14 protein-coding genes are annotated in these 24,463 nt (G+C 34.1%); 6 read left to right on the forward strand and 8 right to left on the reverse strand.

Annotated elements, in window-relative coordinates:
* The first annotated feature begins 132 nt into the window (after window positions 1–132).
* Window positions 133–1,563 carry a tetratricopeptide repeat protein gene (locus GM3709_RS18940; protein WP_071828013.1) on the forward strand — a complete coding sequence of 477 codons (1,431 nt, stop codon included), beginning with the start codon at window positions 133–135 and terminating at the stop codon, window positions 1,561–1,563.
* 100 nt (window positions 1,564–1,663) lie between these two features.
* Here the strand turns inward: GM3709_RS18940 and GM3709_RS05110 are convergent, their stop codons facing one another.
* A complete protein-coding gene (locus GM3709_RS05110) occupies window positions 1,664–2,362 on the reverse strand; it encodes a glutathione S-transferase N-terminal domain-containing protein (RefSeq protein WP_066116888.1) in 699 nt (232 codons plus the stop codon).
* Window positions 2,363–2,863: 501 nt separating this feature from the next.
* Here GM3709_RS05110 and GM3709_RS05115 point away from each other — a divergent pair.
* A complete protein-coding gene (locus tag GM3709_RS05115; protein ID WP_066116890.1) occupies window positions 2,864–6,133 on the forward strand; it encodes an S-layer family protein in 3,270 nt (1,089 codons plus the stop codon).
* Window positions 6,134–6,596: 463 nt separating this feature from the next.
* Here GM3709_RS05115 and GM3709_RS05120 read toward each other — a convergent pair whose 3' ends face one another.
* Window positions 6,597–7,145 carry a hypothetical protein gene (locus GM3709_RS05120; RefSeq protein WP_066116892.1) on the reverse strand — a complete coding sequence of 183 codons (549 nt, stop codon included), beginning with the start codon at window positions 7,143–7,145 and terminating at the stop codon, window positions 6,597–6,599.
* Window positions 7,146–7,363: 218 nt separating this feature from the next.
* On the opposite strand from GM3709_RS05120, the gene GM3709_RS05125 reads away from it, so the two are divergent.
* Window positions 7,364–8,962 carry a peptide chain release factor 3 gene (locus GM3709_RS05125; protein WP_066116893.1) on the forward strand — a complete coding sequence of 533 codons (1,599 nt, stop codon included), beginning with the start codon at window positions 7,364–7,366 and terminating at the stop codon, window positions 8,960–8,962.
* 196 nt (window positions 8,963–9,158) lie between these two features.
* On the opposite strand, the gene GM3709_RS05130 is transcribed toward GM3709_RS05125, so the two are convergent.
* Window positions 9,159–10,451, reverse strand: coding sequence for a homoserine dehydrogenase (locus tag GM3709_RS05130; RefSeq protein WP_066116895.1), 1,293 nt, complete (start codon window positions 10,449–10,451; stop codon window positions 9,159–9,161).
* Between the two features lie 608 nt (window positions 10,452–11,059).
* Between GM3709_RS05130 and GM3709_RS05135 the strand changes: the two genes are divergently transcribed.
* From GM3709_RS05135 to GM3709_RS20405, 3 genes are all read left to right on the forward strand, one after another.
* Window positions 11,060–13,978 carry an RNA helicase gene (locus tag GM3709_RS05135; protein WP_066116897.1) on the forward strand — a complete coding sequence of 973 codons (2,919 nt, stop codon included), beginning with the start codon at window positions 11,060–11,062 and terminating at the stop codon, window positions 13,976–13,978.
* A 122-nt stretch (window positions 13,979–14,100) separates the two neighbouring features.
* Window positions 14,101–15,285, forward strand: a complete 1,185-nt coding sequence (locus GM3709_RS05140) for a YcjF family protein (protein ID WP_066116899.1) — start codon at window positions 14,101–14,103, stop codon at window positions 15,283–15,285.
* Between the two features lie 692 nt (window positions 15,286–15,977).
* The gene (locus GM3709_RS20405; RefSeq protein WP_158506702.1) at window positions 15,978–16,154 is read left to right on the forward strand and encodes a hypothetical protein; all 177 of its coding nucleotides are present in this window, start codon (window positions 15,978–15,980) and stop codon (window positions 16,152–16,154) included.
* A gap of 25 nt (window positions 16,155–16,179) precedes the next feature.
* On the opposite strand, the gene polA is transcribed toward GM3709_RS20405, so the two are convergent.
* The 5 genes from polA to GM3709_RS20960 all read right to left on the reverse strand — a co-directional run bounded on the left by polA (window position 16,180) and on the right by GM3709_RS20960 (window position 24,444).
* On the reverse strand, window positions 16,180–19,014 hold the full coding sequence (gene polA / locus GM3709_RS05145; protein WP_066116902.1) for a DNA polymerase I: 2,835 nt from the start codon (window positions 19,012–19,014) through the stop codon (window positions 16,180–16,182).
* 586 nt (window positions 19,015–19,600) lie between these two features.
* A complete protein-coding gene (locus GM3709_RS05150) occupies window positions 19,601–20,410 on the reverse strand; it encodes a metal ABC transporter permease (protein ID WP_066116904.1) in 810 nt (269 codons plus the stop codon).
* A gap of 281 nt (window positions 20,411–20,691) precedes the next feature.
* Complete coding sequence (locus tag GM3709_RS05155; RefSeq protein WP_066116906.1) at window positions 20,692–22,446, reverse strand: DUF4209 domain-containing protein; 1,755 nt, start codon at window positions 22,444–22,446, stop codon at window positions 20,692–20,694.
* A gap of 545 nt (window positions 22,447–22,991) precedes the next feature.
* Window positions 22,992–23,816 carry an alpha/beta fold hydrolase gene (locus GM3709_RS05160; protein ID WP_066116908.1) on the reverse strand — a complete coding sequence of 275 codons (825 nt, stop codon included), beginning with the start codon at window positions 23,814–23,816 and terminating at the stop codon, window positions 22,992–22,994.
* 421 nt (window positions 23,817–24,237) lie between these two features.
* Entirely contained in the window at window positions 24,238–24,444 is a 207-nt protein-coding gene (locus tag GM3709_RS20960) for a hypothetical protein (protein WP_197671866.1), read from the reverse strand.
* Window positions 24,445–24,463: the final 19 nt, after the last annotated feature.

Genomic DNA, 24,463 nt, shown 5'->3' on the forward strand with positions numbered 1-24,463 from the left:
CTTGAAATATGAGCAATCTGTGAGAGATGATTTTTTCTCGGTTTTTTAGCTATAAGTGTTCATGTTATAATTTCAGTTAATAATAAATATATAAAAAAATTTTAATTAATAATATAACTTAATAATATATTAATGTCCAAATATAAACTAAAAATATTATTCCTTCATACCATTCCTGAACAGGAAAAAGAATGGCTTAAATTACTTGACTCTGATGAAATTATTTTAAATATTGAGTCTCTAAATACAAATATTACTGAGCTGTTTCAAAGTCAGCAAGAAAATCAATTTACTTTCCCTGATTTAGTTTTGATTGATGTCAGTGCGAAGACTCCAGACGGTCATTTTTACCAAGCTAGTTCTTTATCTCGTTGGTGTAAAGATAATAACATTTCTATCCATATTTTTGCTCTTAATGGTCAAGATGAGCAAATTTCGAGCTTTCAACAAAGTTGGGCTAAATATCAGGGATTGACGGGGATTTTCCCTAAACTTAACCCTGACAACTCGCCTCGGATAATTAGTAAATTGAATGAAATTTTAGGTATAAAAATTAGTCCCGTAGTTGAGGAACAATCAACAATTATACCCACAATGGAACTTCAGAAAACAGAAACAGAAGATATTAAGAATGAGCCAATTTCTGTTGATACGCCTATTTTAGAACAAAATGCACCCTTAGAAGATATTAAGAATGACTTGATTTCTATTGATACCCCTATCTTAGAACAAAATCAACCCTTAGAAGATATTAAGAATGAGTTGATTTCTGTGGAAATTACCACACCAATCGATGAAGAAATCTTAAACGATTCTTTAATGGAAGATGTCTGGGTTATTACGGCAAAAACTGATCTTGAATCTTTAAATAAGGAAATTATTAAGAGTCCTTCTTCTGCTGAACTTTTTTGTCACAGAGGAGATGTTTATTCATCCCTAGGAAATGATCAGGATGCTCTAAATGATTATAATATGGCGATTAAACTTGATTCAAAATTTGAAAGAGCTTTTCAAGGTCGTGGTCATACTTTAGTAAGATTAGGTGATTACCGTAATGGCATTAAGGATTTAACTCAAGTGCTAAAATTGAATCCGCAAAACCCTCTTGCCTATCATGATCGAGGATTAGCTATGTTTCGTCAGGGAGATGAACGAGGAGCAAGAAAAGACTATGATCGAGCCATCAAACTTAAACCTGATTTTAGTCAGGCTTATAATGATCGAGGGTTTTTACAATATTTGTTAGGTAATACGAATCAAGCTCTCCTAGATTACGAACAAGCTATTAAGTATCAGCCAGATTATGCGGATGCTTATTACAATCGAGGCAATATTTATTCAGATTTAGGTCAGTTTGAAGAGGCGATCGCCGATTATACAGAGGCTATTCGTTATAATCCTAAATTTTCTCTAGCTTATGGTAATCGTGGTATTGCCTATTATGAATTAGATTTAGTCGTTGAAGCTATTAATGATACAACTAAATCAGCTAATTTGTTTTATGAACAAGGAGATATACAAAGTTACCAACAGGCGATCGAAACTCTGAAACAGATGCAATAGTTAGGGTGCTCAGAAAAAGTCTTTTTATGAGGGTAGAGGAGATAGAAGAAATCTTAAAAAATCAAGTTTTTGAGTAAAAATCGCTAAAACTGCACTGCTGTTACTTATTGATCGACTTAGCTGTTTGTCCAAATAAGATACTTCGGCTTTCTTCGGTAACGGTTGGTTGATTTTTAAATTGTTCTGCTTGTTGATATGCCCTAATAACTGCCTCTCTTTCTCCCATGCGTTTAAACCATGCTTCTAAATAGGGAAATTGTGTTATATCCTGTTGTTGATTGACATAAGGCACTATCCAAGGATAACAAGCCATATCAGCAATGGAATACTCTCCGACAATATAATCTTTTCCTTCTAACTGTTTATTTAAAACTCCATATAATCGATTGGTTTCCTTTACATAACGATCGACTGCATAGGGGATTTTCTCAGGGGCATACAACCCGAAATGATGATTTTGTCCTGCCATGGGTCCGAGTCCGCCTACCTGCCAGAATAACCATTCTAAAGTTTTAGCATATTGTCGAGTATCGGATGATAGAAATTGACCTGTTTTCTGAGCTAAATAGAGTAAAATTGCTCCTGACTCAAATAAACTAATAGGTTCTCTTTTATCAGTGGGTTGCGTATCGATAATAGCAGGAATACGATTATTAGGGGATATTTTGAGGAAATCTGGTTTAAATTGCTCTCCTTTGGCAATATTGACGGGGATAATTTTGTAATCAAGACTCGCTTCTTCTAAAAATATGGTGATTTTATGTCCGTTAGGAGTTGTCCAATAGTAAAATTCTATCATTTTTTAAATACTAGATAATGTTGTTGGGGTAAAAATTCGGCGGTTGTTACCTATTTTAATCCTACCGCTTCCATTCCTTCTTTACCTGTTTCTCACTCATTTTATGTACCCCTTTAATCATAATCAAGAAATTTTCTTTACGATACTCCACACTAACACCACTTTTCCTTTTGGTTTAAGAGCTTTTACAATGCCTTCAATTGTTTAAAGAGGTAGAAATATATAATTAATGTAATATTTTATAGCTATTAAGTACAATTACTGACCCTTATTAATTTCAAATTATGCTCTAACTAAGTATAAATCATTCAAGAAATTTTACAACTTAATTATTCACATAAAAGATTATTGTTACAAAAACAAAAAATAAGATTCTTAGCAAAAACTCAGATTAAATTAAGGATATTTAAAGATAAACTAATTCCAAAAATTAAATTCTGTAGTAAAATACTTGACTGAAATATTAATAATTAACTACAAAATAATTTTTCTTAAAAATAAATGACACCTATTATTGGAACATCAAATAATGACACCCTTTCCGGTACTTCAGGGAATGATACTATCCAAGGGTTGAACGGAAATGATAGTTTAATTGGTCTTAATGGTAACGATTTACTAGAAGGTGGTTATGGTAATGATACTCTTGTGGGTGGTTCGGGGAATGACTTATTTGTCTTAGAATATTTTGAGTCTTCTGTCTTTACTCGTAATACTGATATTGTCACTGATTTTGTTTCTGGTCAAGATAAAATAGATTTAAGAAATATTGGTATCAGTGATTTTGCCACGATTCTAATTCTTTTAGAAGAAGATGAGAATGGTACAGCACAAATTACCACCCGTTATCAGTTATCTGACAGTAGTGATTACTTTTATCGTCTCAAAATCAATGGTTTAAGAGCAAATCAGTTACAAGCCAGTAATTTTAATTTTAGCATCGCCAATAGTAGTTCTTTAATCATCGGTACTAATTCTGCTGATGACTTGTTTGCTGGTTTAGGGAATGATACCCTTGAGGGCAGAAGTGGAAACGATCGACTATTCGGGGAACAAGGTAACGATCTCTTACAAGGTGGTTTAGGTAATGATACTCTTTATGGTGGATCAGGTAACGATTTATTTGCCTTAGAAAATTTTGAGTCTTCCGTTTTTGCCCGTGAAACAGACACGATCACTGATTTTGTCCTCGGTCAAGATAAAATAGATTTAAGAAACATCGGTATCAGTGATTTTAGTACTCTTTTGCTTCTTTTAGGAGAAGATGAAAATGGTACAGCACAAATTACCACCCGTTATCAGTTATCTGACAGTAGTGATTACTTTTATCGTCTCAAAATCAATGGTTTGAGAGCAAATCAGTTAAAAGCCAGTGACTTTAATTTTAACATCGTCAATAGCAATTCTGTAATCATCGGTACTAATTCTGCCGATGACTTGTTTGCTGGTTTAGGGAATGATACCCTTGAGGGCAGAAGTGGAAACGATCGACTATTCGGGGAACAAGGTAACGATCTCTTACAAGGTGGTTTAGGTAATGATACTCTTTATGGCGGATCAGGTAACGACTTATTTGCTTTAGAATATTTTGAGTCTTCCGTTTTTACTCGTGAAACAGACACGATCACTGATTTTGTTTCTGGTCAAGATAAAATAGATTTAAGAAACATCGGTATCAGTGATTACACTACTGTTTTGATTCTTTTAGGAGAAGATGAAAACGGTACAGCACAAATTACCACCCGTTATCAGTTATCTGACAGTAGTGATTACTTTTATCGTCTCAAAGTTGATGGTTTTAGAGCAAATCAATTACAAGGAAATCAGTTTAATTTTAGTGCCGTTAGTACTGATTCTCTGATCATAGGTACTAATTCTGGGGATGATTTATTTGGGGGTTTAGGAAATGACACCCTTCAAGGTAGAAATGGAAACGATCGATTATTTGGAGAAAGAGGCAACGATTCTTTAGAAGGGGGTGTTGGTAATGACACTCTTTACGGTGGTTTAGGAGATGATATTGCCGTTTATGCTGGTACTCGTGCTGAATATTCTTGGACGAATAATCAAGGAGTATTTACTATCACTGATAGCATTGGTAATCGGGATGGTGTAGATATTTTATATGGTGTTCAAAAACTGAGATTTTCTGATCAAACTGTTACTATCGCCCCTGTTGAAGCTAACCCAACTCTTACCATCAATAATGTTAGTGTGATTGAAGGTAATAGCGGAACTAAAACCCTTGTTTTTACCGTCACTCGTTCTGGTACACCATATAATATTATTAGTGTTAATTATGCCACTGCCAATGGCACAGCGACTGCAGGAAGTGATTATGTTGCAAAAAGCGGTACTTTAACTTTTGGTATTAACGAAACCAGTAAAACTATTTCTGTGGTAGTTAATGGTGATACTACTGTAGAACTGAATGAAAATTTCTTGATTAACCTCAGTAATGCGACTAATGCTACCATCAGTGATAGTCAAGGTATCGGAACAATTACCAATGACGATTTTCCATCTCTTGCTATCAATAATGTTAGTGTAGTTGAAGGGAATAGCGGAACTAAAACTCTTGTTTTTACCGTTACTCGTACAGGTACGGCATTGCAATCTATTACGGTTAATTATGCCACAGGGAATGGCACTGCTACTGCAGGAAGTGATTATGTAGGGAAAACAGGTGCTTTAACTTTTGCCACTAATGAAACCAGTAAAACTATTTCTGTGGTAGTTAATGGTGATACTACTGTAGAACTAAATGAAAATTTCTTGGTTAATCTGAGTAATGCGACTAATGCCACTATCAGCGATAGTCAAGGTATCGGAACAATTACTAATGATGATTTTCCCACTTTACGAATTAATGACGTAACAATCTCAGAAGGTAATAGCGGAACTAAAACTCTTGTTTTTACCGTTACTCGTACAGGTACGGCATTACAATCTATTACAGTTAATTATGCCACAGGGAATGGCACAGGTACTGCTGGAAGTGATTATGTAGGGAAAACAGGTACTTTAACTTTTGCTACTAATGAAACCAGTAAAACTATTTCCGTTGTAATTAATGGTGATAGTACTGTAGAAGCTAATGAAACTTTTTTTGTTAATCTTAGTAATGCCACCAATGCAACTATTACGGATAATCAAGGTAGAGGAATAATTACTAATGATGATGTAAGTGGACTTGTTCTTGTAGGTACAAGTAGTGCAGATACCCTTACTGGAAATACGGCAAATGATACTTTGCGAGGCTTTGATGGTAATGATAGTTTAAGTGGTGGAGACGGTAATGATAACTTAAATGGTGGGAATAATAACGATCGACTTCTTGGCGGTAATGGAAATGATATTTTACTTGGGGGAACTGGGAATGATAATCTTAACGGTGGTAGTGGTAATGACACTCTTATTGCTGGTTCTGGTATAGATACTTTGACTGGAGGTACTGGAGTCGATCGATTTGGGTTCAAGTATGCTGACGAAGGGATCGATATAATCACCGATTTTTCCGTCACGGATGACAAAATTATTATTTCAGCATCTGGTTTTGGAACTAATCTTACATCTAATACCAACTTAGCTTCTTCTCAGTTCACAATTGGTAGTAGTGCAACTAGCAGTAGTCATCGATTTATTTACAATAATAGTAATGGAGAATTATTATTTGATGAGGATGGTACAGGATTAATTCCTGTAGTAAAAATTGCGACTCTCAATACAGGTTTAGCTTTGACAAATCAAAATATATTTATTGAGGCTTAAGAAAACTTAAAAATAAAATATTTTTTGACTAAACTCCCTAAGTTTTAGGGAGATTTTTTATATAATTTTATTATTATTATTGACAAAATATCTTCAGTTAGATTCAAGCAAATCTTTGAACACTAGACATAGTAAATAATCTCATAATCTCAAAAAAAATTTGATTTATTATTAATAAATATCTCTCTTTGCATCGACATGACAGAATAATTCATCTAAATTAGACATAGGGCAATATAGTAATTAAAATTTGTGATTATTTTTAGCTTAATATTTGTCCACTTTCTTATGCCGAACTGAGATTAAAAGAATAAAAATTGAAGTCAAAAAGACGTTTGTTTATGCTATCAAAAAATAAAGATTTTTCTCTCTTTCTATGTTTATACAAGTGGCAACCTTGGGGCTCATGCCTATGTTTTATGTCATGACAAAATGACGTGGGGAATGTGGGTTATAAAAATCACTATTTTGATAATAATTGTATCCTAGATTTCGATGTACTTAATAGCTCGATCGGAGTCATTTCTAAATTATAAGTAATCCAAGCAAAACCGCCGACAAAAATGGTAAAAGTAGCCATTAAACTACCAGTTAATAATTTTACTTTTTGGTGTAAAGATTCTATTTCTAATTTATTTTTTTGTAAAGTAGGTAATAATTCCTGTTCAATAATTTCAGCTTCAATAATTGGTGTTTTTTGATCAAGAAATTCCACTAAAGTATAAAGCCAATCGGTAATTAATTTAGGGCATTGAGGTTGTAAATATAATTTTACCCCTAAAGATTGTGCTAGAGGACGAGGAAAACGAGTTAAATATTTTAAAGTAAAATTTATTCCCCATAAAGAACAATATTTATTGATAATATTAATAGTTGCAATATCATATAAGCAACCAACAATTGCTTTTGCAGTAGCTTCTTCTCGTCTAAATAGTTGATCTAAAAGAACTAAAATTTCTCTTAATTTTATTTGTTCTAATTCTTTTTCTTGTTGATTTTTTGGTTTACTCATTTTCTCTAAATAAATATTTTTAAATAATTAATAACTGGTGAAAAATATCTTAATTTAGTTAAGTTTATATCACATTTTATTCAATAATTAATGACATTAATCAGCATTTAATGGTATAATTTAAAGGTGAAAATTTTATTAACTTTCTGCAATAAAGAATATTTATCTAAAAATAGTAAAATATTTAATTATTGATTATTAATTATTCATTATAAAAAATGTCTCTAACGATCGAACAAGAATTATTAAAGGCAGTCAGTAAACGGCGTAATTTTGCTATTATTTCTCACCCTGACGCTGGTAAAACCACTCTAACAGAAAAACTTTTGTTGTACGGGGGTGCAATCCATCAAGCGGGTGCCGTCAAAGCTAGGGGTGAACAACGCAGAGTTACATCTGACTGGATGGAGTTGGAAAAACAACGAGGGATTTCTATTACTTCAACTGTCTTACAATTTGACTATTTAGACTATTATATCAATTTATTAGATACTCCAGGACACCAAGACTTTAGTGAAGACACCTATCGCACCCTAGCGGCGGCAGATAATGCAGTTATGCTCATTGATGCGGCAAAAGGTTTAGAACCTCAAACTCGTAAACTTTTTGAAGTGTGCAAGTTACGATCGTTACCTATCTTTACTTTTGTAAACAAAATGGATCGACCGGGAAGATCGGCTTTTGAATTGTTAGATGAGATTGAGAAGGACTTAGGATTGCAGACTTATCCCGTTAACTATCCTATCGGTAGTGGTGATTTTTTTAAAGGAGTTTTCGATCGACGAGAACAAGCCTACCATCTATTTGAAAGAGTGGCACACGGTAGTTTAGAAGTGCCAGAAATTATTATTCCTAAAGGTGACGATCGTATTCATGATTATATTGATGATCAACTTTATGAAGAAACTCTCGAAGAATTAGAAATGTTAGAAGAAGTTGCTCCTGCATTCGATTTAGAGGCAATTCATCAAGGGAAAATGACTCCAATATTTTTTGGTAGTGCCATGACTAACTTTGGTGTTAACTTATTTCTTCAATCTTTCTTAGATTACGCCTTATCTCCTACACCCCGTAAATCAACTTTAGGAGAATTACAACCCACTCACCCCGATTTTACTGGTTTTGTGTTCAAATTACAGGCTAACATGGATCCTAAACACCGAGATAGGGTTGCCTTTGTACGGGTATGTACAGGAAAATTTGAAAAGGATATGACGGTGAATCATGCTCGATCGGGTAAACCAGTACGTTTGTCTCATCCTCAAAAATTATTTGCTCAAGGGAGAGAATCTATTGAAGAAGCCTACCCCGGTGATGTCATTGGTTTAAACAATCCGGGGGTTTTTGCCATTGGGGATACTATTTATTTGGGTAAAAAACTCGAATATGAAGGAATACCGTCATTTTCTCCTGAATTATTCTGTTATCTCAAAAATCCTAACCCTTCCAAGTTCAAACAATTCCAAAAAGGAGTACAACAGTTACAGGAAGAAGGTGCAGTACAAATTATGTACTCTGTTGACGAATTTATTCGAGATCCCATTTTAGCCGCAGTTGGTCAATTACAGTTTGAAGTGGTACAGTTTCGGATGTTGAGTGAATATAACGTGGAAACGACTTTAGAGCCTATTCCTTTCAACGTTGCTCGTTGGGTGGTGGATGGTTGGGAAGCCTTAGAAAAAGTCGGACGTTTGTTTAATACTATGACGGTAAAAGATGCTCGTAATCGTCCTGTTTTACTTTTCCGCAATCAATGGAATGTGAATCAACTAGAAGGGGATCATCCTGATTTAAAATTAAGCTCGATTGCTTTTTAACCTCCGTGAATAATAAAGAAAATGATGAAGACAAGACAGGTGGATTGGTGGACAGGTGGAAAAATTACGAATATTCGATGCACTTTTTATAGAATCTTGTTTATTCACAAACAATACATTTTTCTGCTTCTGCTTGTCTGCCTGTCAAGGAGAGTAAATTAACACCCACTAATTCTACTGATTATTTTGTAAATTTTTAAAGAACTCGAATAATACTAGGAATATTTTTAATAGCGTTCAAACTACGAATTTCCTCGATCGCTGTTCTAAAATTACCTTCTCTTACCTTATGAGTGACAACGACAATTTCTGCCAAATCTCCTTGAAAACCAATTTGTACCACCGATTCTAAACTAACATCATGATCTCCGAAAGCAGTACCTAAATGACCAATAACTCCGGGTACATCAGCACAAAGGAAACGAGTATAAAAACGGGTATAAACTTCTTCAATGGGTGTAACAACACAATAACTTTGAGGAGAACAACTAAGGAGAGGATCAAGATTTTCGGCTTTGTTATTACTATGAAGAACCCCCACAATATTCATTATATCAGCAACTACCGCACTAGCTGTCGGCCCTGATCCAGCACCTGGACCATAAAACATTACTTGTCCTAAAGGTTGCCCTTCCACTAAAATAGCGTTATTTACCCCGTTAATATTGGCGAGGGGATGAGATTTAGGTACGAAAGTAGGATGAACTCTTAACTGTAATTTTTCAGTGTCAATTACTTTATGGGCGATCGCCAAAAGTTTAATCACAAATCCCAATTTTTCAGCATAACTAATGTCACTGCTAGTAATTTTAGTAATACCTTCACAATAAACATCTTCTCGTTTTACCTTGCCACCAAAGGCTAAAGAGGCAAGAATCGAAATTTTATCAGCGGCATCCAATCCTCCTACATCAGCAGTGGGATCAGCCTCAGCGTAACCTAATGCTTGAGCTTCTTGCAATACTTCGGCAAAATCGGCACCGTGTTGAGTCATTTGGGTAAGAATATAGTTGGTTGTACCATTGACAATACCGATAATATTTTCAAAACGGTTAGCCCCTAAAGATTGTTTCAACGGTTCTACAATAGGAATACCACCGCCCACCGCCGCTTCTAGGAGTACATAAACTTTAGCTTTATTGGCGGCTTCATAAATTTCTGGACCAAATCTCGCCATTACGGCTTTATTTGCCGTTACAACGTGCTTCTTATGCTCGATTGCTTTTAAAATAAGACTTCTAGCAGGTTCTAAGCCTCCTAGCAATTCCACTACAATATCAATATCTGGATTAGTAACAATTGCGTCTAAATCAGTAGTCAGAATTTCCGTAGGTAATGTAATCGTACGTTTTTTGTCTAAAGACTTAACTCCCACTTGCTCGATCGTTATATCTTGGATAAGGGGATGTCTGCCTTCAGGATTAAGTAATATTTCTGCTGTACCTGTACCTACAGTTCCTAGTCCTAACAAACCGATTTTAAAAGCCACAATATCTATCCTTCACAATTTGATCTTATTTTGGCTATTGTACAATTAACAATTAACAATTAACAATAGACTTCTTGTATAAGTCATTTTGTTACTCAAAAATTAACCAATTTTTCGTTCTGTTAGTTTTCATTAGTCGTTTTAGCCAACTTGTGCTGTGAGTCATGAAATTTATTTCTCGGTAGAACATCGATAATTATTAATTATATAAATCTTTATATATTGAATCAATAACAGACTTTGCCATAAATTGACAAAGCTAATAGTTTAAATCGGCTAAAGCGATCATAACAAACCTCGATCGAATTTATTTGATGGTGAGATTTTGTTATTGTACCAAACAAAATATTCGTTCTCAATAGTTATAAATTAGGTAAAATTATTAATGAACTCTTAATCTAATATTTAGTCAATAATAATTACCTTGAAAATTAACTGTAATTCTTTGCTTCTTCTTAATAAAATACTAAGTTTTGGTAGCTGTGTAATGTTATATTTATTTTTCTTAAATTTTAAATTTTAATATCAATTATTTTTCTATTCCCTACAATAAACATTTTTTAAATTAACATTTTTTATAACTTTTTAAACTCGATCGAACTTATATTATGAACTTGAATAAATTGGATTTTAATACTATTTTTCCCTACAAACTAGACGATTTTCAACAAGAAGCGATAAATTATTTAGAGGATAATAAATCCGTTGTTGTCACCGCTCCTACAGGTTCAGGTAAAACTTTAATTGGAGAATATGCTATTTACAGAGCTTTAAATCAAGGAAAAAGAGTATTTTATACAACTCCTTTAAAAGCTCTTTCTAACCAAAAATTTCGAGATTTTCAAGAAAAATTTGGACAAACTTTACTACCAGAAAATAATACCTATGGCGAAATTGGTTTAATCACTGGAGACGTGTTAATTAACCCTTCCGCCCCTGTTATTGTGATGACAACAGAAATTTTCCGCAATATGTTATATAGTACCCCCATCGGAGAAGTAGGAACTTCTGTGAGAGAAGTGCAAACCGTTATCTTAGATGAATGCCACTATATCAGTGATCCCGGACGAGGTACAGTATGGGAAGAATCTATTATTTATTGTCCTTCCAATATTCAATTAGTAGCATTATCTGCAACTATTGGCAATCCTCAAGATTTATGTAATTGGATTAATAATGTCCGAAAAGCTCATTTTCAACAGGGTATTATGAGCGAGTGTAAGTTAGTTAACTCTGATTTTCGTCCTGTACCATTAAAGTTCTATTTTAGTCATGCGAAAGGTTTATATGGATTATTTAATGAAAAAACTCAAAGGTTAAATCCTCAATTAAAACCATTTTTAGCTACTAATAAAAGAGGGAAATTTAACCCTAAAGATTGTCCTAGTATCAAAACGATCGTGCAGCAATTAAGTAATAATAATATGCTCCCTGCTATTTACATCATTTTTAGCAGAAAGGGATGTGATCAAGCAGTAGAATCTTTAAGCTATTTTAACCTAGTTACAGTGGAAGAAAGTAGAAAAATTTTACTTTATTTACTATATTTTCTCATGATTGAAAATTTAGAATTACAGAGTAAGATTATCGAATTTGCCAAAAAAGAGCATGAAATTGCTTACGAAAAGATTATCAGCTTTATCGCTAATAACGATCGAGCAGGAGAAGATTTAGTTAATTATTTAATTGATAAACCTTTATTTAAAGAACGTTTATTAAGATTTTTAGCAGATAATAGTGAGTTAGTAAGAAGCAGTCAAATTGAACCATTAACCAGAGGAATTGCCGCCCACCATGCAGGAATTTTACCAGCTTGGAAAGAATTAGTAGAGCGTTTATTTGAATTAGGTTTAGTTAAAATTGTTTTTGCTACGGCTACCCTTGCCGCCGGAATTAATATGCCTGCGCGCACCACCGTTATTTCTGCTTTAAAAAAAAGAGGTGATGATGGACACCGTTTATTAACCCCTTCCGAATTTCTGCAAATTGCGGGGAGAGCAGGACGTAGAGGCATGGACAAGGTAGGATACGTTATCACCGTTCAAACTCTATTTGAGGGGGTATTAATTGCATCTAAGATGGCAAAAGCATCTCCTGAACCTCTGCGGAGTCAATTTACCCCTAGTTACGGCATGGTACTAAATTTGTTACAAAAACATACGATTGAGGAAGCGAAGGATTTATTAGAGTTGAGTTTTGCTGAATATTTAGCTCAATTACAACTTTTACCCCAAGAGGATGCGATCGCTAGTTATACTACAGAATTGACTAAATTAGATATTATGTTAGCTGGATACAATAGTAGAGATTTAGCTAATTACGAGAAATTAAAAGAAAGAAAGAAACAAGAGAAGAAAATTCTCAAACTATTTCAAAGAAACTGGATACAAGCTCGACAACGGGCAATAATGCCTTATTTAGAAACTTTATTACCAGGAGCGATACTTCACTTAAGTCGAGAAAACAAGAAAAATCCCTATAATATTAATGCTGTTTTTGTTGCTCATATCCCTAATGGTAATCAAAAATTTTTACTGTGTCTAGGGAAAGATAATAACTGGTATATCGCTTCTTTTGTGGATGTTATTGATATTAATGGTGGTAGAATTCCCAGTAGTTTGATAGAACAAGTAGATATACCTGATGTACAAGATTTTAAAATTGGTTTATGGTGTTACGGGGATGAAAATACGATAAATGTTAGTCAATTAATCTCAGAATATGAACAAGAATATACTCAACCGACGGAGGAAATTATCCAACAACAACAAAGAATAGCAGAAGTAGAAGACTCGATCGTCAATAATCCCTTAGATAAGGTAGAAAAAATTGGACAAATTCTCAAAAATAACCGTAAACGACAATTATTAAAACAAGAGTTAACTCGTATTCAAACTCAATATCAGAGAGGAAAGTCTAATAGTTCTTATTATTGGCAAGAATTTCTGGCATTAATCGAGATTTTGCGAGAATTTGGAGCATTAGATAAATTTACTCCCACCCCTTTAGGAGAAGCAGCCGCCGTTATTCGTGGAGAAAATGAATTATGGTTAGGATTAGCTTTAATGTCTCGTCGTCTTGATTTTCTTTCTCCTCACCATCTAGCCGGAGTAATTACCGCTTTAATTACCGAACCTGCACGGTTTGACACATGGGTAGGTTATCAAGCCTCCCCTGAAGTGTTAGATACTTTGGGGTTACAAAAAATAGATGATATAAACTATAATCCTCAACAAGAATTATGGGAAATTCGTCGTCGTCTTAATCAAGCGCAAAAACATCATGAAATAACGATTCCTGTATGGTTAGAAAGAGATATGATAGGCTTATCCGAAGCATGGTGTTTAGGGGAAACTTGGGAAGAAATAGCTAAAAATACCACGATGGATGAGGGAGATATTGTTAGAGTTTTACGACGTACAGTGGATGTCTTAGTACAAATTCCTCAAGTGCCGGGGGTTGATAATAATTTAATAAAAACAGCAAAAGAAGCGGTAATAAAAATGAGACGTTTTCCAGTGTTATAATTATTTTTAGAAATGTCTGAAAACCTAATTTATTCATTCTTAATTTCTTTTGATCTTTTTAACTATCAATCTTTAATAATATCCTGTTTAAAAGTAAAAAGTTGTGAAATATTTTACAGATTATGAAAGTTCCATCTATTAAAAATACCGTGCAAAAAACTCTTGACTTATTTAAGGTTGATGAAACAGAAATCGCCGAGTTATTAGAGTCAGTTCGATCGAATTTACCTACGACAGAAGCCTTATTAATTGGCAAACCTCAAGCAGGAAAAAGCTCGATCGTGCGAGGCTTAACAGGAGTGGGAGAAGAAATAGTGGGAAAAGGTTTTCGTCCCCATACAGAACATACCCAAAGGTATTCTTACCCCTCTGAAGAATTGCCATTACTAATTTTTACTGACACGGTAGGATTAGGAGATGTTACTAAAAATACTGACGAAATTATTGTAGAATTAACTACTGAATTAGACATTGAAAATAAAAGGGCAAGAATTTTAATTTTGACGATAAAAATTAATGACTTTGCTACCGATAGTTTAAAAACGATCGCTGAAAATTTAAGAAAAAAATATTCTCAAATTCCTTGTTTATTAGTAGTCACCTCCCTTCATGAACTTTACCCCGATTTAAATGAAACGCAACATCCTGAATATCCTCCCAGTTTTTCCGAAATAGAAAGAGCATTTACAGAAATAAAAGATACATTTCAAGGATTATTCGATCGAGCAATTTTAATTGATTTTACCTTAGAAGAAGACGGATTTAATCCAGTATTTTATGGTTTAGAAAATCTACGAGATTCTTTAGCCGAATTATTACCATCAGCAGAAGCAAAAACCATACATCAACTATTAGATGAAACTGTTAATTCTGAGTTAGGAAATCTTTATAAAGATGTCGCTAGACGGTATATTTTAGCCTTTAGCATCATGGCAGCAACCGTTTCCGCCGTACCTTTACCCTTTGCTACTATGCCCGTTTTAACAGCCTTAGAAGTGACAATGGTAGGAATGTTAGGACAACTTTATGGACAAACTATCAGTGTTTCTCAAGCAGGAGGTATTATAAGTGCGATCGCCGGAGGATTTTTAGCCAAAGCTATAGGCAGAGAATTAATTAAATTTATACCCGGATTTGGGGCAGTAGTGGCGGCTAGTTGGGCTGGTGCTTATACTTGGGCATTAGGAGAGGGTGCTTGTGCTTATTTTGGGGATATTATCGGTGGTAAAAAACCCAATCCCGACAAGATTAAAGAAGTGATGAAAAATGCGTTTAAAAATGCCAAGCAACAATTAAATACCAAATAATTAGATTTTATTATTGATTAATCACTATAATTTACAACCATTCGTATAATATTTTTTCTCATTTCACAAACCAATATAATGCACTTGTACTAAATGTCTCCAATTTAGATCTTGTAGTGGGATTCATTCTAGTCAAAGGCATCTCTAAATAACTTCATAAAACCAGTTTCAAAAATTTTTATTTTTCTTGCATTTTTAAATGATATTAGCTATAATCAGTAAATGTGAGCAAAACGCTTCACGGGGGCGTGGCGGAATGGTAGACGCTACGGACTTAAGTAAAATTGAGCCTTACAGAGGAAACTCTATAAGTGAAAGTTCTCAAATTCAGGGAAACCTACGTTGGTTAATTCTAATAAGGCAATCCTGAGCCAAGCCGAATTTTCGGAAGGTGCAGAGACTAAACGGGAACTACCCTAACAGTAATGCTGAGGGTAAAGAGATAGTCCAATTCTTAAAGCTGAATTTAGCAGTAGTGAAAGCTACGAAAGAATGAAAATCCGTTGATTTTAATCGATCGTGAGAGTTCAAGTCTCTCCGCCCCCATCTTTTATGATTCTTTATTCATAATTACTCTTATGTACAGTAACTGTACAGTAACAAATTGTTTTTCATTGGTAATAGATTAGTCTTATCTTAATAAATTAAATGACGTGATCATAAATTGATGTCGTCAAATTAACTATTAGGACGTGGAGGAATTACCTTGCAAATTTCAAAGAGAATTCTTCCTGGAAATTGGTAAAACTGATAACGGAAATGTTATTGTTACCAGTCATCTTATGGGTGTAAGATCTCATTTATTAAAAAAAATTGAACAAGAAAAAAGAATAAATGATAAAGCTCGTTTAGGGTTTATTTGGGCTTAGTTTTTGTTTAAGTACCGCTAATTAATTATTTAGCTTCCATCCAGTTTTTTCCTGTATGAATATCAACAATTAAAGGTATTTTGAGGCTGATAATATTCTCCATTATTTCTTTAATTTTAATTCCTAATTCTTCTACTTCTTCTAAAGGTAATTCAAATACTAATTCGTCATGTACTTGCAATAATAAATTACCTTGATAATTTGCTAAAATTCGATCGACTTCTATCATAGCCACTTTAATAATATCTGCACTTGAGCCTTGAATTGGTGCATTTGCAGCCGCCCGTAACATTTGTGCCGAATAATTAGTTAGTTTTAAACTAGATAAATCAACTTCATTTATATCTTTTTCTCTTAAGTTTTGTAAAGCTCGATCATCGAAATTAAAGTAACGTCTTCTCCCTAAGATAGTAGTGACATAACCATTAACTAAGGCTTCTTTTTTCATTGTTTCTAAATAATTAAAAACTCTCTGATATTTTTCCCGATAAATATTAATAAAATTTTGTGCATCCTTTACACTTACTCCTGTTTCCCTTGCAAATTTTTGTGCCCCCATGCCATAAATAACACCAAAATTAATGGTTTTACCTAAGTTTCTTTCTTCAGCAGTAATGTCTTCTTTCTCTAATAATAATTTAGCTGTGACAGTGTGAATATCTTGACAATTTTGATAAGCAGAGATTAAGATAGGTTCTTCACTTAAATGAGCTAAAATTCTTAACTCAATTTGAGAGTAATCTGCGCTCAAAAATAAGCAGTTTTCTTGAGGAATAAAAGCCTTTCTAATTTGCCTAGAAAATGCTGTACGAATGGGGATATTTTGTAAATTGGGATTAGAAGATGAAAGTCGGCCTGTTGCCGTAATCATTTGATTATAATTAGTGTGAACTCGATTTGTTTTTAAGTTGGCTAAAGTAGGTAAAGTATCTACATAAGTTGATTTTAATTTTCCTAGGGTACGATGATTTAAAATATCGTCAATAATAGGATGATCTCCTTTGAGTTTTTCTAATATCCCTTGATTCGTCGAATAACCAGTTTTTGTCTTAGTAGATTTTCGTTTATCTAACTCTAATTTTTCAAATAATAACTCACTCAATTGTTTTGGTGATGCTAGATTAAAGTTTCCTACTTCTTTATATACTTTTTCTTCAATTTTATTTAATTCTCGATCGATTTCCTGAGATAATATATATAAATAATCTCGATCAATCATTACTCCTAAAGTTTCCATTTTTGCTAGAATAGGCTCTAATTTTAACTCTATATCAAAGACTGACTTTAAACTAGGTAATTTTTCTAATTTTTTATCTAAAATTTCTGTTAACTGAAAAGTTGCTAATACATCTAACCCACAATATTCTGCTACTTTTTCGATCGATAAGTTTCCAACATTTTGATTTTTAGGGAGATTTAAGTCATCATAATCAAGGGATATAATATCCTTTAAATATTTAAAAGATAAACTACTTAACTTATGACTTTCTTCTGGTTGTAAAACATAACTAGCCAACATTGTATCAAATATAATACCTTGAATATTAATGCCATGATTACCAAAAATTTGTCGATCGAATTTAACGTTATGAAAGGTTTTTCGATAGTCTTTATCTTCTAAAATAGGTTGTAAAATTGTCTTGATTTCTGAGAGTGTTAATTGTTGCCCTTCCAAATGTTTTACAGGAATATAAGCTACTTTATCCCAACTATTACCCCAACAACAACCGATACCAACTAAATTAGCTTTTTGAGTATCTAAAGCATCAGTTTCTGTATCCCATGCTGTTAAACTATTTTCTCGAATCATAAAGGCTAATTGTTCTAACTTTTCTAAGGTATCGACAATAAAAGTTTCTTTATAATTTTTTATGTTGTTATTAATAGAAGGTTGAGAGAATAAAGATAATTGATTATCTTCAGTAATAATTTGCTCTGATTCTATGGTTAATAAATCTCCTCCTAATTTTTCTTGAATATTATTAATTTGTTTAACAAAATTATTCAACTCTAGGTGTTGCAATAGAGGAATAATTTTTTGAGGATCAAATCCTATTAATTTACAATTTTCTAAAGATAAATTTAATTCAATATTAGTAACTATTTCGGCTAAGTATTGAGAATGTAAAGCATCTTTTTCTCCTTTAATTAACTTAATTTTAATCGCTCCTTTGATTTTTTCTAAGTTATTATAAATATTAGTTAAATTATCATATTCATTCAATAAATTACTGGCAATTTTTTCTCCTATTCCCAACACTCCCGGAATACTATCAGATTTGTCTCCACATAAGGCTTTATAATCTACAATTTGCGAGGGTTTAACTTTCATTTTGGTAAATACTGCTTCCTCATCATAAATTTCATATTTACCGAGACTTCTTTCTAAGTATAAAACTGTTACTTGTTGCTCATCATTTACAAGTTGAAATAAATCTCGATCGCCTGTTAAAATTTTGACTTGATAATTTTCTTTAACGGCTTGGGTTGTTAATGTCCCAATCACGTCATCAGCTTCAAATCCTGATGCTGTCACAATGGTAATATTTAAAGCCTTGAGTAATTCTTGCAAATTATTCATATCTTCAATAAAATCTAATGGAGTTTCTGCCCGATCGGCTTTATAATTACTATCAGCAGTATGACGAAAAGTTGCTTCTCTTAAATCAAAAGCAACGGCTAAACACTGGGGTTGATAATCTCCAATAATTTGTAATAAGGAATTGAGAAAGCCAAAACAAACACCTGTGGGAATCCCTGTCGAAGTGCGTAAAGGGCCTTTTTTTGTCTTTGCTAAGGCATAATAAGAACGATAAGCTAAAGAATGTCCATCAACGATGAGAAATAAAGGATTAGTCATGAAAACTTAATTAATAATTGATAATCGCAAATTCAATTTTATCGGTTTCTCAGGGCTAAGATTTTGTGAGACAACAAAATTTTCTTTATTTTCTCGAAAACCATTACTAATTATTAAGTAAAATCAAGAAACATTACAAAGTTTAAATTTTACTAGGCAAATTTAATGAGGACAATTTATATTTATTAGTAGGTACACAAAAGGCGATTTAAGGCTCTTTTATAAAAAATAATTCGAGTTTGTACCCTCTGCTCTGAATTAAGACGATTAACTGTCGATCGAAACTGTGACTTCTGAGATTGTTTAGCTCAACTTTAATGGTTGTAGTGTGAATAGAAAAAATCAAAAGGAGATGCGTTTGTGGGTGTGAATTAATCCCCCTCAAAGTTACGTTAGTTGAGTTAGAGTTCAATATGTAACTTATAGATGCTCAAAGCTCAGTATAGAAAAGTTAATTGTTTATTTGTAAACCCCTAGTAACTCAGTTCCTCTGAGATAAATAATTGAATTTCGATTCCTATAAAATAATGTAACCTGCCTAGCTATCTATGGTGGGTTATGTTTTTTGAGAGAGTTAAATCTAAATCTATAGTTTTTCATGACAATATTTGATTCCTAAACTTACAAAATAAGCTAATCCTGACACAACAATAATAGTAGCTCCAGAAGTCAAATTGAAAGTGTAAGAAAGCGATAATCCCGTTAAGATAAAAACAACTCCCAAAATACTGCTTAATATCATCATCTGTTTAATTTCTCCCACAAATTGATTCGCAACAGCCGGAGGAATGGTTAATAAGGCAATTACCATAATTAATCCTACTACTTGCATCACCATCACAATAGTAAGTGCGATCGCACCTATCAACATTAAGTATAGTCCATTAACAGGAATATTCCGAGTAGTAGCAAAAACTGGATCAAAAGATATAGCTAATAACTCTTTATAAAATAGACATACCATTGTGACAATAATCACGTCCAAAATTAACATAATTAGTAAATCACTCTTTGGCACGGCTAAAATACTACCAAATAAATAACTCATCAAATTAGCCTTGTAACCCTTAGTTAAATCGATAAGAATGATACCAATACCCATACCTATCGCCCACATTGTGCCAATAATAGTATCAGCTCTTTCCTTTGTATTTTTCTCCACTAATCCCATGCCTAACCCTGATAATACCGCAAACACGATCGCACCGAAAAAAGGATTAAATCCAAAAAAGTAACCTAATCCAATACCACCATAAGCGGCATGGGCGATGCCACCACTGATAAAAACAATACGATTAACCACTACAAATGTACCAACAATACCACAAGCAATACTAACTAAGACACCTGCCATAATGGCATTTTGCATAAATTCAAATTTTAATATATCTGGCATAATTTGAAATTAATAAATAGGAATACTTTTTTCTAATTTTTCAAAGGTGTTTTGAGTAATAAAATTAAGATTTTTCACTGAAAAAATAGCCCTTGATTTAATTTAACTTGCTTATAGAACCTATTTGATATTTACGCCTGTAACCTTAGTCACAAAAGGCTTTAATCTCGTTAAAGCATTTCTCTTGAAATCATTACTATGTAATCATTCTAAAAAAGATACCAAATGGTTTCTATAAAATAAAGTAATTGCTTCAGTCGTAGTAAATTTGAATTGTTCACTTAATTAATAGGTAACCAACAAAGCCTCAACGTAAGCCACCAGATATATGACATCAATGGACTCATAAACTCACCATCACTAATTAGACCATGAGCCATACGATTTCTTAAGTTACTACCAGCATGTTCAACAAGTAAGCATTTCAAATCAAACAGCGTATTCTCATCAAAGATAGAAGCTATTTCTGGACAATAGAGAGTAGAGTTTAAGTTATGCTCATTCTGAATGCCAGAGTCATCCAATCCCGAAGTAATTATGCCTCTTCGCCACATAATATAACGGACGGAGTTTTCAATTTGAGGAATTAGGATGTGGGTAGATGTGAAGAAATCTCCGATCAGTCCAGCATAAAGTCCCTTAGCAAACAGATATTCACGTTCAGGCGGAACAAATGGGCTATGCGAAATTATTGAGAGAATATCATTGAGCCGTACATTATGCTCTAGATTAATTTGATATCTGGCAGGCTCAACATATGCTTGAGCTTGTAGGTTCTGATGGTAAATAGCATTCCGACACATCTCAAAACGAGTTGCAGCCTCTGCTTCTTCAGGATTATTAGAGAGAACAGAACCTGGTTGACGGGCAACGACTTTGCCCATTTCATTCATCATGACAATAGGGAAAAGATGAGATACAACAAACTCTTGAGCCTGTTGCTGTACTTTTTGTCTCAATTGAGGAACATTAGTTGGAGAACCCAAGAGGGACAATGCGAAAAGTGCCTCTTGAAAGTCTTTACCTCTAACATGATTTTTTGCTTCTTCTACCAACTCGCTAATATCCATTTCGTGGGAACTGGTAATCATCTCATTGCGAGTTTCTTCTTGGTACTGAAGAAGGAGCCTATGAACTTCCTCGGCTCTTACTTTAGCATCTACTGTTTCTTCCTTCGAGCCTCGAATACTCCTAAAAGCTTCAACAGCATCTTGTAAAAAATGTGATGCGACCGTATAGCTTGGCGGAGTTCTTTTGAGGGCAGATTCAGCTTCCTTTACATAAGTTTCTGCGGCAGACATCGAAGCAGTAAGCTCCTTGCTGAAGTCTTTCTCCATGCGATGCCATACAGCTTTAATACCCCAGAGTGTTCTTGCTCTACGCCAATCAGAGATTGATTCTGCTAAAGTTGCTGCTTTTTCACAAAGGGCTGCGTATTTAGCTGGGTCTCCAAATCGATACTCCTGCAATAGCTCCATTAGCTTTGCAGATAACCATAGGGGATCTTCCCCTTGATAGCGTTCAAGAACTGCTTCTATGTGCTTAAAAACAACTTCGTCTTGGTGCCTGATTTTACGTGCCAACCGTAACGCCCGTTCAATTCTGTCAACACAGTAGTGAGTCCACTGCTTAGGATTTTCTAAAATGGTTGCTGATTGTAAGTAAGCAGGAATTGCTAGCTGAGCCATTCGATAATCACGACGTTTGACCCAGAGAATATCTGCTACTCGTGCTTGGAGTTCAGGGTCTGATATTTCAGGTGCAATTTCAGCAAGAAAGTCTAGCTGTTCATCTGTAAGGTTTTTGAAAATATCAGCAAAAAACTCCTCGGTTGATTCTGGTTTAATAGCAGCGCTGGTCACTGCTGCCAGAACTGCAAACACCGCTTGATCCCTAAGATTTTCCGCTTCTTGTACTTCTTGCGATTTCTTCCAGAAGACACGATTATAAGAGAGACAATCTTTCCGTTCACTGCTGTTGACTACATCCTGCCAACAAGAATTATTAAAGTCATCTTTGGTAAGAAGCGGATTCATATGTTAATTTAACGATTTCGATATTGAAGTTAATTTAATTTTTAAATTCGATCGATGTCTATTGTGGTTAAAGTTTGACAAGCAATAAAACAACTCAGAGTTTGTATTTTATTAGGAATACAGTTAACTTGCTATATGATTTAATAATTGTCTAACTATAATAATATCGCAAAATTCAAATCACTTTCTATACTTTCAATGAAGGGATTGTTCGGTTTGATACCTCAACCCAATTTACTAGCGATCGTACTTCTAGGTTGTATTAATCATTGATTAAAATTTTTGTAAAAAAACAACACAATAATATAAAACTACATCATAATAGAGGCTGATTGTAGCTAAAATATCTCAAGTTTTATCTATCTCTTGATAGGGATTAATATTTGTTTTTAAAACGACTAGAATATCAATATCCAAATATGTTTGAGCCTCTTTTCTTGGTTGAGAACCATATAAAATAATTGGTTCTAATTAGCCACGATATAGGTTAGACGTTTTAACAGTTAGCAACATCAAGACTTATCTGAGAACGGGGCAGTGTGTCGTTAAGACTTAATGAATTCGAGCAGATCGGCATTAATCTGATCTGCATTCGTTGTGGGCATACCGTGAGGAAAACCCTTATAAGTTTTCAATATTGAGCCTTTCACCAACTTGGCGCTCAGTGGGGCAGAGTCAGCGTAAGGGACAATCTGGTCATCATCTCCGTGCATAATTAAAGTCGGCACCGTGATCTTTTTTAAGTCCTCTGTGAAGTCTGTTTGGGAAAAGGCAACGATACCATCATAGTGTGCCTTAGCACTGCCCATCATGCCCTGTCGCCACCAATTCTGAATCACCCCCTGAGAGACTTTTGCACCCGGACGGTTGTAACCGTAAAATGGGCCAGTCGGTACATCCAGATACAATTGAGCTCGGTTGGTCGCTACTTGGACTTGGTAGTCGTCGAATACTTCTTTAGGCAACCCACCGGGATTCGTTGGACTCTTTACCATCAGTGGCGGCACTGCACTAATGAGAACAGCCTTAGCAACACGACTTTCACCATGTCGTGCAATATAACGTGTAACCTCACCACCACCGGTTGAGTGACCTACATGAATGGCATTCTCTAAATTAAGATGTGCAGTGAGTGCCGCAAGGTCATCAGCGTAGTGATCCATATCGTGTCCGTCACTGATTTGACTAGAGCGTCCGTGACCTCGCCGATCATGGGCGATGACCCGATAGCCATGATTTAAGAAGAACATCATTTGCGCGTCCCAGTCATCAGAGGAAAGAGGCCAACCATGGGAAAAAACGATCGGTTGACCGTTGCCCCAATCTTTGTAGAAAATTTCTGTGCCGTCTTTCACTGTGATTGTGCTCATATGTTTTTTCCAATAGATTGTTTAAGAGGGGACTAGCAACTCGTTGATAACCAGTCTTAAGAATACCAACTGCATTCCGAAAAAGCTGTATTAATTATTTCTCTTATGAATTTTTATTCATTGCTTTTATCCTAAAGCCATTACTATTTTCTGTCAATATTTTTCGCAAATTTCTTAATAATTCTATAGTAAAAAAAATAGGGAGGGCAATGCCCCTCACACCATCACAAATGTAATCGCATTATTTATAACAAATTAACAAATTCTTCTACTGTTAAATTCGCATCATTGAAAATATTTTTTAGAGTTTCATCTTAAGAATTTCTTTGCTAAGATAAGAGATTTTAACCCTTTTACCTTCTGGATTTTTATTGATCTATTATCTTAACTATATTATTTATTTTATTATAATTTTTTCAGCTCATTGAATAAATAGTTTACTTTGTTCGATTAAAATGCTGACATCATCATCACTTAGTTGTCTTTCATTATCTATACTATAATCTCCTTGAGTTCTTTTATCTTGAGTATCAATTAGATAACGATGAAATTCAAGGGGTACAATTCCTTTTTTGGCAAATTCTTTCCCAAAAGCTGAAATTATGGCAGAGTGACTAGAGAAACTCATTTCTTTCGTCCATAAAAAA

This window comes from Geminocystis sp. NIES-3709 (genome assembly GCF_001548115.1).
In the GTDB taxonomy this organism is placed as follows: Bacteria; Cyanobacteriota; Cyanobacteriia; order Cyanobacteriales; family Cyanobacteriaceae; genus Geminocystis.

What these genes read in the sequence shown, in the direction of transcription:
- GM3709_RS05150 (WP_066116904.1), bottom strand. Translation starts at nt 20,410, where the DNA reads ATGCCAGATATATTAAAATTTGAATTTATGCAAAATGCCATTATGGCA.
- GM3709_RS05140 (WP_066116899.1), top strand. Translation starts at nt 14,101, where the DNA reads ATGAAAGTTCCATCTATTAAAAATACCGTGCAAAAAACTCTTGACTTA.
- GM3709_RS05115 (WP_066116890.1), top strand. Translation starts at nt 2,864, where the DNA reads ATGACACCTATTATTGGAACATCAAATAATGACACCCTTTCCGGTACT.
- GM3709_RS05155 (WP_066116906.1), bottom strand. Translation starts at nt 22,446, where the DNA reads ATGAATCCGCTTCTTACCAAAGATGACTTTAATAATTCTTGTTGGCAG.
- GM3709_RS05120 (WP_066116892.1), bottom strand. Translation starts at nt 7,145, where the DNA reads ATGAGTAAACCAAAAAATCAACAAGAAAAAGAATTAGAACAAATAAAA.
- GM3709_RS05110 (WP_066116888.1), bottom strand. Translation starts at nt 2,362, where the DNA reads ATGATAGAATTTTACTATTGGACAACTCCTAACGGACATAAAATCACC.
- GM3709_RS05125 (WP_066116893.1), top strand. Translation starts at nt 7,364, where the DNA reads ATGTCTCTAACGATCGAACAAGAATTATTAAAGGCAGTCAGTAAACGG.
- GM3709_RS20960 (WP_197671866.1), bottom strand. Translation starts at nt 24,444, where the DNA reads ATGAGTTTCTCTAGTCACTCTGCCATAATTTCAGCTTTTGGGAAAGAA.
- GM3709_RS05160 (WP_066116908.1), bottom strand. Translation starts at nt 23,816, where the DNA reads ATGAGCACAATCACAGTGAAAGACGGCACAGAAATTTTCTACAAAGAT.
- polA (WP_066116902.1), bottom strand. Translation starts at nt 19,014, where the DNA reads ATGACTAATCCTTTATTTCTCATCGTTGATGGACATTCTTTAGCTTAT.
- GM3709_RS05135 (WP_066116897.1), top strand. Translation starts at nt 11,060, where the DNA reads ATGAACTTGAATAAATTGGATTTTAATACTATTTTTCCCTACAAACTA.
- GM3709_RS18940 (WP_071828013.1), top strand. Translation starts at nt 133, where the DNA reads ATGTCCAAATATAAACTAAAAATATTATTCCTTCATACCATTCCTGAA.